Annotated in this window: 9 protein-coding genes and 2 pseudogenes; 10 read left to right on the forward strand and 1 reads right to left on the reverse strand. The window is 66.2% G+C overall.

What is annotated here, in order from left to right:
* The first annotated feature begins 357 nt into the window (after positions 1-357).
* The 9 genes and pseudogenes from D9599_RS29065 to D9599_RS29105 all read left to right on the forward strand — a co-directional run.
* Complete coding sequence (locus tag D9599_RS29065; protein WP_232481073.1) at positions 358-1,221, forward strand: AraC family transcriptional regulator; 864 nt, start codon at positions 358-360, stop codon at positions 1,219-1,221.
* Between the two features lie 120 nt (positions 1,222-1,341).
* Positions 1,342-4,311, forward strand: a complete 2,970-nt coding sequence (locus D9599_RS29070) for a molybdopterin cofactor-binding domain-containing protein (protein WP_198384830.1) — start codon at positions 1,342-1,344, stop codon at positions 4,309-4,311.
* Entirely contained in the window at positions 4,308-5,135 is an 828-nt protein-coding gene (locus tag D9599_RS29075; RefSeq protein WP_198384831.1) for a xanthine dehydrogenase family protein subunit M, read from the forward strand. Before D9599_RS29070 ends, D9599_RS29075 begins: the two co-directional genes overlap by 4 nt.
* On the forward strand, positions 5,123-5,641 hold the full coding sequence (locus D9599_RS29080; protein ID WP_198384832.1) for a (2Fe-2S)-binding protein: 519 nt from the start codon (positions 5,123-5,125) through the stop codon (positions 5,639-5,641). The genes D9599_RS29075 and D9599_RS29080 overlap by 13 nt, the downstream gene beginning before the upstream one ends.
* Positions 5,634-7,178, forward strand: coding sequence for an AMP-binding protein (locus D9599_RS29085; protein WP_198384833.1), 1,545 nt, complete (start codon positions 5,634-5,636; stop codon positions 7,176-7,178). The genes D9599_RS29080 and D9599_RS29085 overlap by 8 nt, the downstream gene beginning before the upstream one ends.
* A gap of 24 nt (positions 7,179-7,202) precedes the next feature.
* On the forward strand, positions 7,203-8,009 hold the full coding sequence (locus D9599_RS29090; protein WP_198384834.1) for an enoyl-CoA hydratase/isomerase family protein: 807 nt from the start codon (positions 7,203-7,205) through the stop codon (positions 8,007-8,009).
* Between the two features lie 147 nt (positions 8,010-8,156).
* Entirely contained in the window at positions 8,157-9,500 is a 1,344-nt protein-coding gene (locus D9599_RS29095) for an MFS transporter (protein WP_198384835.1), read from the forward strand.
* Between the two features lie 22 nt (positions 9,501-9,522).
* A complete protein-coding gene (locus D9599_RS29100) occupies positions 9,523-10,335 on the forward strand; it encodes an alpha/beta fold hydrolase (RefSeq protein WP_198384836.1) in 813 nt (270 codons plus the stop codon).
* A 139-nt stretch (positions 10,336-10,474) separates the two neighbouring features.
* A pseudogene (locus tag D9599_RS29105) lies at positions 10,475-10,798 on the forward strand (transposase); the annotation flags it as partial.
* A gap of 86 nt (positions 10,799-10,884) precedes the next feature.
* Here the strand turns inward: D9599_RS29105 and D9599_RS29110 are convergent.
* Positions 10,885-11,442: an IS3 family transposase gene (locus D9599_RS29110; RefSeq protein ID WP_198384838.1), complete on the reverse strand. Its 558-nt coding sequence runs from the start codon at positions 11,440-11,442 to the stop codon at positions 10,885-10,887.
* Positions 11,443-11,544: 102 nt separating this feature from the next.
* Between D9599_RS29110 and D9599_RS31755 the strand changes: the two are divergent.
* Positions 11,545-11,882, forward strand: a pseudogene (locus tag D9599_RS31755) (hypothetical protein); the annotation flags it as partial.

Below are 11,882 nucleotides of genomic sequence, written 5' to 3' on the forward strand. Positions count from 1 at the left end.
CAACGGACTTATCGACGTGGCGCCGGGAACGAGGGTGGTCGTCATGGAAAGGCTCCGTCCGGGTGAAGGAGCCGGGATCGTCCGCCCGCAACCGGGCGTCGCCCAATCAGCGTAGCGCGCTCGCATCAGTCCGCCGACGACAAAGCCGCCGCCCTTCCCGCGGAAGCGGGTTCGTTCTTCCACCCCGTTCAGCTGTTGGAACGGCAGCCGTCGAACCCCGATAGCGGACCGGTAGCTTTGGTAGTGATCACGTCAAAAGCCGCCTTTATGTAGACAGCGTTATCACTGTTATAGGAGCCCAATCGATTGGCTGGCAAACTGAATTGATAAGCAGTGGGGCTTGCCATTCGGATGTGAATGTCGTACGATTTCCTGATGTCGAGCGCCCTTAGAATTGCTCAAGGGAAATTTGGCCGCGTCGCGCTGTTGGACATGAATCGTCCCCTCGTGCGTCACGCTCATCCTCATTGCCACGTCCTGTTGAAGGTCGAGGGTGCGGATACACAATTTTTGGTGCGCGACAATCTCGTTCCTTTGACGAACGAAAGTGCCGTCCTTGTTAACGCGTGGGAACCACATGCCTATGCGCATGACCCACGCCGCCCGCCGACGATCATCCTTGCACTCTACATCGAGCCGCGATGGCTTGCGGAATTCCGGCCGAACTGGACCGCCAGCGGCAGACCCGGCTTCTTTGCTCAGGCCACCGGCGCCATCACTCCTCGCATTCGGGCGCTCGCTGACGACATGGCCCGAGCCATGATCGCCGAGCCGGCGGCGCAGACCCTTCACGAGACGTTCTTGTCGGATCTGATGATCGCGGTGATCGAGCGCTTCACGCCATGGCGCGAAACAGCGGTGTCGCTCAGAAATCTCGCAAAATGGCCGAGCGTCGATCGCCGTATCCGCACGGTCGCCGCCCAGATCGATGCGGACCCAGGCGCGATTCGCCAGATCGATGATCTGATTGCTGCGACTCCTGTTTCGCGTGCGCAGTTCTTTCGCGTGTTTGAAGCCTCTTTGGGCGTTTCGCCCCGGGTCTATCTCAACGCCGCGCGATTGGAGCGGGCTGTCCAAGCTGTTTCGGACAGCGAGGCGCACCTGTCGACGATCAGCGATAGCCTCGGCTTCTCCGTTCCCGCGCATTTCTCGCGTTTCTTCCATGACCATGCAGGGTCGTCGCCGTCGGGATTTCGCGCCGTAACGCAAAAGCCCCTTTGATTTTGAGACTCCTCGGTAAGTCGTGAGACCGGGAGGGATCGTGGCACCCTCCTGTCCCCCCTAAGCTCGCCTCTCATACGGCATCCCCGACGAGCGGGTGCCTCGGGAGGATACCAAGAGATGACCGCCATTCCGCCATCGGGCGGCTGGACGGGACGTCCGGTGCCGCGGGTCGAGGACGCGGCGTTGCTGACGGGCCGCGGCCGCTACGTGGACGACTTGCCGATCGCGCCTGGAACGCTGCACGCCGCCGTCCTTCGCTCGCCCCATGCCCATGCCATGATCAGGCGCGTCGACACATCGGCGGCCCTCGCCCTGCCGGGCGTCGCTTGCGTCCTGACGGCGGACGAGGTGCGCCGGCTGTCGCGAGCCATGACCGTCGGCGTGAAGGCCGATGTCGAGGCTTGGCCGATCGCCGTGGACCGGGTCCGCTATGTCGGCGAGCCGGTCGCCGTGGTCGTGGCCGCCGATCGCTACGTCGCCGAAGACGCCATCGACCTCATCGAGGTTGGATACGATATTCTGCCGGTGGTGGTCGATCCACGCACGGCGGCGGAGCCGGACGCGCCGACGCTTCATCCGTCCTTGGGCAGCAACGTCATCAACGAGCGCCTGTTTCGCTACGGCGAGCCGGATGCGGCGTTCGAGGCGTCGTCCCGCCGCGTGGCGGTCACCGTCAGCTATCCTCGCAACTCAGGCACGCCGATCGAGACCTACGGCGTCATCGCGTCCTACGATCCGGGCGAGGACGCTTACGACGTCACAGCCAACTTCCAGGGTCCGTTCTCAATCCACGCCGTCGTCGCGCGTGCCCTGAACGTGCCGGGCAACCGGATGCGCCTGCGCACGCCGCCCGATTCCGGCGGATCGTTCGGCATCAAGCAGGGCGTCTTTCCTTATATGATTCTCATGGCGCTGGCCGCCCGCCTCGCCGACCGGCCGGTGAAGTGGATCGAGGACCGGCTCGAGCATCTGTCGGCGTCCGTGTCGGCGACGAACCGCGTCACCACCCTGGAGGCGGCCGTCGAGGCGGACGGACGGGTCACGGCGCTGCGCTGGGATCAACTCGAGGACTGCGGTGCGCATCTTCGCGCGCCCGAGCCGGCTACCCTCTACCGCATGCACGGCAACATGACGGGCGCCTACGCCATCCGCCATGTCGCGATCCGCAACCGGATCGTGCTCACCAACAAGACCCCGACCGGCCTGAACCGGGGCTTCGGCGGGCCGCAGATGTATTTCGCGCTCGAGCGCCTGATGCAGCGGATCGCGATAGAGCTGGGGCTCGATCCGCTCGACGTCATCCGGCGCAACCTCGTGCCGGCGGGATCCTTTCCCTACCGAACGGCGACCGGCGCGCTCCTCGACAGCGGCGACTACCAGGCGGCCCTGACCCGCGCAATCGACCAGGGCGGACTGGCGGGCCTCATTGAGACCCGCCGGGCGGCGCGCGCCGAAGGCCGGCTTTATGGAATCGGCTATACGGCCGCCGTTGAGCCGAGTGTCTCCAACATGGGCTACATCACCGCCGTGCTGTCGCCGGCCGCGCGCCGTAAGGCCGGTCCGAAGAACGGAGCCCAGGCCACCGCGACGATCGCGATCGATCCGCTCGGCGCGGTGTCCGTGAAGGTCGCCTCCGTGCCGCAGGGACAGGGGCACCGAACGGTGCTCGCGCAGGTCGTCGCCGATGCTCTAGGTTTAGAGCCCGGTGCCATTCGCGTCCTTGCCGATGTGGATACGGCGCGCGATGCCTGGTCCATCGCCTCGGGCAACTACTCCAGCCGCTTCGCCCCGGCCGTCGCCGGCGCGACCAAGCTCGCGGCTGACCGGATCGCGGAAAAGCTGAAGCGCGTCGCCGCCGGGCAGCTCAACGTCGCCGCCGGCGAGGTGGACCTTGCGAACGGCCGTGCCCAAGCGCGCGGCAACCCCGAGAACGCCGTATCCTTCGCACGCGTCGCAGCCGCCGCGCACTGGGCGCCGGGTACGCTGCCTGATGGCGTTGATCAGACAATCCGCGAGACGGTCTTCTGGACGCCGGAGCAACTGATCGCACCCGACGACGAGGACGCGGTGAACTCCTCGCTCTGTCACGGCTTCATCTTCGACTTCTGCAGCGTCGAGGTCGACCGGCTCACAGGCGCGGTGCGCATCGACAAGTATGTGACGATGCACGACTGCGGCCGGATCCTGCATCCCGGCATGGTGGCAGGGCAAGTGACCGGCGGTTTCGCCCACGCGGTCGGCGCGGCGCTGCTGGAGGAATACGCCTACGGCCCGGACGGCAGCTTCCTGTCCGGCACGCTGGCGGACTACCTCATTCCCACGGTGATGGAAGTGGCCGAGCCGGTCATCCTCCATTACGAAAGCCCGTCGCCCTTCACCCCGCTGGGAGCCAAGGGCGTCGGCGAAGGGAATTGCATGTCCACCCCGGTCTGCCTCGCCAATGCGGTGGCGGATGCCTGCGACTTCGACGATGTGACGCTTCCACTCGTTCCCGCGCATCTCGCGGACCGTCTTGCCGCCGAGGAGAAGCCCTCTCGCGAAACCCCGACAAGAACGGCCGTGCCCGCTAAGCCCGGCGAGCGCAAGCTGACGGGCGAAGGCTCGGCATTGGTCGCGGCACCACGACAGGCCGTCTGGGACATGCTGCTCGACCCCAAGACGCTGGAGGCGGTGATCCCCGGCGCGCACGGGGTACGCAAGGTTTCGTCCACCCGTTTCCTGGCCGACGTCACGCTCGGCGTCGGCCCGGTCAAGGGACGCTACCGCGCCGAGATCGAGCTTTCGGATCTGGACGAGCCGGGTGCGGTCACCCTGTCCGGGGGCACGGACGGGGCGCTCGGCTTCGGCCGCGGCTCCGGCCGGATCACGCTGGCCGAGACCGCGCCGGACCGGACCACGGTCCACTATGCCTACGAGGCCGTGATCGGTGGCAAGGTCGCCTCCGTCGGCGGCCGTCTCCTCGACGGCGCGGCGCGCGTGGTGATCGGTCAGTTCTTCAAGTCGCTCGCCGCCCATGCGGGAGGCGGGAAAGGCAACGGCTCCGGCTTGCTGGCAAGGCTCCGTCGCCTGTTGGGGAGGGGCGCATGAAGCCCGCACCCTTCGACTTCGTTCGAGCCGCTACCTTGGCCGAGGCACTCGATGCCTTGGCGCAGGCGGGCGAAGATGGGCGGGTTCTCGCCGGCGGCCAGAGTTTCGTTCCAATGCTGAACATGCGCCTGGCGCGGCCCAGCGTCCTCGTCGACATCATGGGCGTTGCGGACTTGCGCGGTATCGAGGTCGCGAAAGGCGCGCTGCGCATCGGTGCCGGCGTCAGGCAGGTCGAACTGACGCGCTGGGCCGATCTAACCGCCCGGCTCCCGCTTCTGGCCGCCGCCGTTCCTTACATCGGGCATGTCCAGACCCGGTCGCGCGGAACGGTGTGCGGATCGCTCGCCCATGCCGATCCGAGCGCCGAGCTTCCCCTCGCGTTGATCGCGCTGGAGGGGGAGATCCACCTACGCACGAAAAAGGCGCACAGGACCGTCGCCGCGCGGGACTTTTTCCTCGGAATGATGGCGACTGCCCTTCGGCCCGGCGAGATGATCGAGGCGGTGTCGTTTCCGCTACGGCGCGCGGGCCAAGGATTCGGGTTCCGAGAAGTGGCCCGCCGGCACGGCGACTACGCCGTGGTCGCCTGCGCGGCGGTGGCCGGACCGCAGGGCATTCGGCTGGCCGTCGGCGGGGTCGGCGACGTGCCGACGCTGCGCGAGCTTCCCGATCCCGCGAGCGGCGATCTCAACGAGGCCCTTAACGACTTCGCTTGGTCGCTCGACGCGCGCGAGGACCTCCATGCCACTCCGAGATACCGGCGCGAACTCGTGCGCCGCCTCGGCCGCGATGCCATCGAGGAGGCGCTGAGATGCCGAAGCTGACGAAATCCGAACGTTATCCCGTCCGTTTCACCCTCAACGGCCGACCCGTCGAGGCCTGGGCAGAGCCCCGTACCCTCCTGACGGACGTCCTACGCCACGGGCTCGGATCCACCGGCACCCATGTCGGCTGCGAGCACGGCGTCTGCGGTGCCTGCACAGTCGAGATCGATGGCGAGCCGGCCCGCGCGTGCCTAGTTTTGGCGGGTCAGGTCGACGGTCAGGCGGTCCGCACGGTCGAGGGGCTGGAGCCCGAAGCCGGACGCCTGTCGGTGCTCCAGGACGCGTTTCGCCGGCATCATGGGTTGCAATGCGGGTTCTGCACGCCCGGCATTCTCATGACCCTCGATTGCCTGTTCCGCGCACGACCGGACGCGGACGAGGCGGAAATCCGCGATCACCTGTCCGGGCATCTGTGCCGCTGCACCGGCTACGCGCCCATCATGCGCGCGGCGCTGGATGCCCGAGACAGGTTCAACCAAGCACGACGGGAGGAAACGCATGCTTGATCTCGGGACCAGCTTTCTCGCGAGCGTCGAGCGCGATCCGGGCGCGGTGGCGATCGTCGACGGCACGACGCGACTGACCTATGCCGAGTGGCTTCCTCGCATCGTCGCACTGGCGCAGGGCCTCACGGACCTGGGTCTCCAGCCGGGCGACCGCATCTTGACCCTCCTGCAAAACCGCTGGGAGAACGCTACCCTGCACTGGGCCTGCCAGTTCGCGGGGTTGATCGTCACGCCGCTCAACTGGCGCGCGAAGGGCGACGAGATCGACTACGCGCTGGAGGATTCCGAGGCGCGCATTCTCGTCTACGAACCCGTGTCCTTCGATGCCGTCAGCGCCAGCACGCGGGCACAGGATGCGATCCGGCTGCCGGTCGAGGACGGGAGCGGCGGTACGAGCGTGGCCGGACTGATGGCGGACGACGGGGCGGCCTTCGAACCCCGCGCGTCGGCGCAGGACTGGTCGCTGATGCTCTACACGTCGGGCACCACGTCGCGGCCGAAGGGCGTGCCGCGCCGCCACCACGCCGAGCGCGCCGGCGCGCTCGCCCATGTCGCGCAGAACCTCTACCGGCACGGCGAGCGCACGCTCGGCGTCATGCCGCTCTACCACACGATGGGCGTGCGCTCGCTGCTCGCCACCTCGCTGATCGGCGGCGCCTTCGTCTGCCTCCCCCGCTTCGACGTGGAGGGGGCACTGCGCGCCATCGAGGAGAACGGGATCACCAATCTCTATCTGGTCCCCACCCTCTACCACGACATCGTCCACCATCCGTCCTTCTCGTCCGGCCGCGTGCGCAGCGTCACCAAGCTCGGCTTCGCCGGCGCTTCCATGACCGACGGCCTCATGCGGCGCCTTCGCGAAAGCTTCCAGCCCGAACTCTTCGTCAACCACTACGGCTCGTCCGAGGTCTACACGTTCACGATCGACCAGAAGGCGCCGGAAAAGCCCGGTTCGGCGGGCCGGGCGGGCATCAACCAGATGATCCGTGTGGTGAAGCTCAGCGAGCGTGACGCCTCCCGACGCGCGGCCCCGCGAGAAGAGGGCGAGATCGCCGTGCTCCTGAAGGGGGACGAGAGCTTCGAAGGCTACTGGAAGCGCCCCGAGGCCGACGCCAAGGCGATCCGCGATGGCTGGTACTTCACGGGTGACATCGGCTTCCTTGACGAGGACGGTGACCTCTTCGTCACCGGACGCACAGACGACATGATCATCACCGGTGGCGAGAACGTCTCGCCGGTCGAGATTGAAAGCTGCCTGTCGCTCCACCCCTGCGTCGACGAGGTGGCGGTGGTCGGTCTTCCCGACGAGCGCTGGGGCAAGGTCGTCACCGCCTTCGTGAAGCGTTCGGGCACGGTCGACGAGGCCGAGCTGGACGAGCACTGCAAACACTCGGGCCTCGCCAACTTCCGGCGGCCCCGCGCCTACGTCTTCGTGAACGCCATCCCCAAGAGCCCGGTCGGCAAGCTGCTGCGTCGCCTTCTGGTGGCCGGGGAATACGAGCCCGAAACCCCGGCCGCGACGCGCGCCGCCTCCTGACATCCCACTCGAAGGATCATCCCCATGAGCGAACCCTATCGCTTCGACCATCCCGAGCTCCGATCCCTAGACGGTTTCGCGGTCACGATCGACCCGACCCACGAGCGGGCCGACATCGTACTCGATCGTCCCCCTTACAACGTCGTGTCGATGGCCGCGCGCGACCAGCTCCGTCTGGCATTCGAGGCGCTCGACGCCGATCCGCGCGTGCGGGTAATCGTCCTGTCGGGCGCCGGCGAGCATTTCTCCTCGGGCGGCAACATCAAGGGCTTCCTGGAGGCGAGCCCCGAGCATGTCTCCAAGCTCGCCTGGAACGTGGCGGCGCCGGCGCGCTGCGAAAAGCCCGTGATCGCGATGAACCGCGGCTACTGCTTCGGCGTCGGCTTCGAGCTGTCGCTCGCCTGCGACTTCCGTGTGGCGTCCGAAACGACACTCTACGCCCTGCCCGAGCAGAAACTCGGCCAGATCCCAGGCTCGGGCGGATCGGCGCGCCTCCAGAAGATCGTCGGCGTCACGCGCACCAAGGACATCGTGATGCGCTCCAAGCGCATTTCGGGGTCCCAGGCGCTCGACTGGGGCATCGCCACCGAATGCCACCCGGATGATGCGCTGGAGGCAGCCGTCGCGGCGCTGGTCGACGAGTTGCGCAGCTTCTCGCCGCTTGCCCAGCGCACCGCCAAGAAGCTCCTGAACGACAGCGACGACGCGCTTCTCTCCACTGCGATCGAGCTGGAGGGTCTGAACTACTCGCGCCTTCGGATGTCGGACGACTTCCGGGAAGGCGTCGAGGCCTTCCACGCCAAGCGCCGGCCGACCTTCAAGGGGGTCTGAGGCGGCGAAGCCGACACGGCTTTCGACCCTCGGCGGGACCGACATCGCAGACACCTCGTCCCTGGCTCGCCGCCGGGCCGGGATAGGCATGCCCGATTTCATCGACGCCGGCGGTCAAGACCGGCACAAACGTGGAGGAACCCGATCATGACAACCCTTGAACAGGCGGACCAACCCGCCGTCGCGACACCCACCCGACGGCAGACCATCACGGCGGCGTCCGCGTCCCTGTTCGGGTGGGGACTTGATCTCTTCGACCTCTTCATTCTGCTCTACGTCGCCCCGATCGTCGGGCGACTGTTCTTCCCGTCCGAACAGCCGATGCTGTCCTTGGCCGGCGCTTATGCGTCCTTCGCCGTCACGCTTCTGGTGCGTCCGCTGGGCTCCGCGATCTTCGGGTCCTACGCAGACCGATTCGGTCGCAAGCGAGCGCTGATGGTCGCCGTCACGGGCGTCGGCTTCTCGACAGCGATCTTCGGACTCCTGCCGACAGTGGGACAGATCGGCTGGTTCGCTACCGCGCTGTTCCTGTTCTTCCGTCTCGTACAAGGCATCTTCGTTGGTGGCGTCGTCGCGTCGTCTCACACGATCGGTACGGAAACGGTGCCCGAGCGCTGGCGCGGCTTCATGTCAGGGGCGGTCGGCGGCGGCGGCTCGGCCATCGGCGGCCTTCTGGCTTCGCTGGTGTTCTTCGTGGTTTCGCTCTTGTTCCCCGGTGACGCGTTCGCCGAAACCGGCTGGCGCGTGATGTTCTTCTCGGGCCTCCTGACCTCGGTGGTCGGCCTCGTCATCTTCCGCAACCTCGAAGAGTCGCCGCTGTTCAAGCAGCTTCAAGCGAAGAAGGCGCTGAAGAACGCGACGGCGCAGAGGGATGCCTCACCGGTCCGCACCCTGTTCTCCCGCCCGCAACTCAACGGCTTCCTTCTGACCCTGCTTCTGTCCTTCGGTGGCGGTTCGGCCTACTATCTGACGTCCGGCTACCTCCCCACCTTCTATAACGTCGTGAACGGGGTCCCCGGATCGTCCGCCTCGATTATGCTGATCCTGGCCAATGTCGGCGCGGCGCTAGGCGCCTGCGGGGGCGGCGAACTCAGCCAACGCATCGGCCGTCGTCCCGCCTTTATCTGGATGGGCGTGGTGCGGCTCGTCGCGTTCCCGCTCCTGTTCCTTCTGATGGGAAGCACCACCGGACTGTGGACCATCGCCCTGTGCGGGTTCGCGCTCTCCTTCCTGGCGAACGCCAGCTACGGTCCGCTCTTGATCTACCTGAACGAGCGCTTTCCCACCGCCATCCGCGCGACCGGAACGGGCCTGTCGTGGAACATCGGTTTCGCGCTGGGAGGGATCTTGCCGACCTTCGTGTCCCTTGCTGCGGGCGGCCCGTCCGGAATCCCAATGACGCTGGCCATTTTCACGGTCGCCGTCACGCTGGTGTATCTTCTGGGCGCCGTGCTCACATCCGAAACGCGCGGCAACCTGGAGCGGATGTAGCCTTCCGCCCTTGCCTGAAGCCATGGACAAGCCCGAGCGGAGAGCCATGGCTTCAAACTCTACCTTCATTGAGATCGACGGAACGGCCATCGAACTGCGTAAGGTCGCAGGCGTCGGGACGCCAATCCTGCTTCTGCACGAGGCACTCGGCTCCGTTTCGCTTTGGGGTACGTTTCCCGAGCGTCTCGCAGCTGCATCCGGCTACCCTGTGATCGCTTGGTCGCGCCAGGGCTTCGGGCGATCCGATCCATTACCCGAACGGCCCGGGGTGGACTTTCTGGACCGGGCGGCGGACCAGACCCTGGCCTTCATGGCGCGGTTGGGAATCGACCGTGTCCATCTCCACGGCCACAGCGACGGGACGGCGATCGCCCTTCTCGTAGCCGCCAGAGCCCCGGACCAAGTCAGAAGTCTCGTTCTGGAAGCCCCGCATGTCAGCGTCGAGATCGGAACGCTGAAGGCCATCGAGCAGATGCGCGACCGGTTCGCGAGCGGCGATCTGCGCGAGCGACTCGCGCGCCATCATGACGATCCGGACACCGTCTTTGAGAATTGGGTTGGTATCTGGCTGGACCCGCGCTTCCGGGACTGGTCGATTGAGACGCGGCTCCGGCAGGTGCGTACACCGACCCTGTTGATACACGGCCGGGATGACGTCTACTTCAGTGTCGATCAGCTCGACCGCATCACAGCTGTTATTCCAAGTGCCAACGCGGTGGTCCTTCCGGAATGCGGACACTCACCCTTCCGTGACCAGCCAATTCTCGTAGCAGAAATATCAGGAAAATACGTCAGAACTGCTGACGTGGACGATGCTCGGGCGCATGGACAGTGATCTGTGAGCATCTCGGGCCCTTCGGATATTCCGTTTGTTTCTCCTTCTCGTAGATCGAATAAGATGGTCGAATGCTAGGGCCTGTCATCGCGTGAACGTCTGAGTGTGGTGGTCGTTTAGCGTCTCAAGGAGAGACGCGATGCTAAGCGACGAGCAATGGACGGTTTTGGAGCCGTTGGTCGAAGCGTGCCGGCCGATCGGCAAGACACCGCCGCAGGATCTACGCCGGACGTTGAGCGCGATCCTCTGGCGTCACCAGAACGGGGCGAAGTGGCGGGCGGTGCCGGTTGAACTTGGACCGTGGTGGCGCGCGGCGCAGGTGTTCATGCGCTGGGCTCGAGCCGGTGTCTGGGAACGACTGCTCAACCTCGTTCAGGAGCGTGGCTTGCGGCTCGGTATGGTGTTTCTGGACGGGACCAACATCCAGGCGCACCAGAAGGCAGCCGGCGCGGCGCGAGGGGGGATCTCAATGTCATTCGGCGTGCAACTTTGACCCCGTAGTGGGGGGTATTGGAGTGAACCCCTGGAGCTGGACCGGGCGGGTCAGAACTAAGCCACGTGCGGGACCAGCTGGCTCTCGAACTCGTCGGGCGATTGGTAGCCAAGGGCGGAGTGGAGCCGCCTGGCGTTGTAGACCTCCTCAATGAACCTCGGCAAACGCTCCGCGACGTCCTGGAACGTCTCGTAGCCGCCGATGTAGACCTCCTCGACCTTGAGCGTCTTCATGAAGCTCTCGGCCTGCGCATTGTGGTACGGGTTGCCGACGGAACTCATCGAGCCCTGCAGCCCGGCGTCCGCCAGGGCCCGGCGGTAGGTCTCGCTGGCGTACTGGCACCCGCGGTCAGTGTGGAAGATGCACCCGGCCGGAGGATGGCGGTTCTGCACGGCCGATCGCAGGGCAGCCAGGGCCAGGGCCAGGGGGGTGTCGATGGTGCGCGAGATGGCATAGCCGACCACCTTGCGGCTGCAGGCGTCCAGGATCGCGGCCAGGTAGCAGAACCCCGACGCGATCCGAATGTAAGTGAAGTCGCCCACCCATACCCGGTTCGGCTCTGCCGGGATGACGTTCTGGTACAGGTTGGGGAAGACCGGGTTGTCGTGCTGGATCTGTCAGCTCTCGCGCCAGGGGTGCCCGGATTGGCGAGCGTGGGCAGGTTTGGATAGGCTCCTGACGGGATGATAGGCGGCTGGGGGCCTGAGATGGAGTGCGTGGACTGCGGTTCGGCCGAGGTGACCGAGCGGCGGGACCGTACGGCCCAGGGCTACCGTCGCTTCCGGTGCCGCGCCTGCGGCCGAGGGTTCAACGAGCGCAGCTCGGGAGCGCTGAACAGGGCCCAGTACCCGAGCGACGTCATCGCCCTGATGGTGCTGTGGCGCCTGCGCTACCGCCTCACCCTTCGGGATCTGGCTGAGATGTTCCTTATCCGCGGCGTTGTGTTTAGCCACGAAGCAGTGCGGGAGTGGGAGGCCAAGCTCGCACCGGTTCTCGCGGGTAAACTGCGCCAGTGTCGGCGCGGAAAAGGCGGCCGTGGGTGCCGCTCCTGGCA

The sequence above is a fragment of the Roseomonas sp. KE2513 genome (genome assembly GCF_016107305.1).
In the GTDB taxonomy this organism is placed as follows: Bacteria; Pseudomonadota; Alphaproteobacteria; order Acetobacterales; family Acetobacteraceae; genus Roseomonas.

Excerpts from the sequence above, each read along its gene's own strand:
- D9599_RS29065 (WP_232481073.1), top strand. The coding sequence starts at position 358 with ATGTCGTACGATTTCCTGATGTCGAGCGCCCTTAGAATTGCTCAAGGG.
- D9599_RS29070 (WP_198384830.1), top strand. The coding sequence starts at position 1,342 with ATGACCGCCATTCCGCCATCGGGCGGCTGGACGGGACGTCCGGTGCCG.
- D9599_RS29075 (WP_198384831.1), top strand. The coding sequence starts at position 4,308 with ATGAAGCCCGCACCCTTCGACTTCGTTCGAGCCGCTACCTTGGCCGAG.
- D9599_RS29080 (WP_198384832.1), top strand. The coding sequence starts at position 5,123 with ATGCCGAAGCTGACGAAATCCGAACGTTATCCCGTCCGTTTCACCCTC.
- D9599_RS29085 (WP_198384833.1), top strand. The coding sequence starts at position 5,634 with ATGCTTGATCTCGGGACCAGCTTTCTCGCGAGCGTCGAGCGCGATCCG.
- D9599_RS29090 (WP_198384834.1), top strand. The coding sequence starts at position 7,203 with ATGAGCGAACCCTATCGCTTCGACCATCCCGAGCTCCGATCCCTAGAC.
- D9599_RS29095 (WP_198384835.1), top strand. The coding sequence starts at position 8,157 with ATGACAACCCTTGAACAGGCGGACCAACCCGCCGTCGCGACACCCACC.
- D9599_RS29100 (WP_198384836.1), top strand. The coding sequence starts at position 9,523 with ATGGACAAGCCCGAGCGGAGAGCCATGGCTTCAAACTCTACCTTCATT.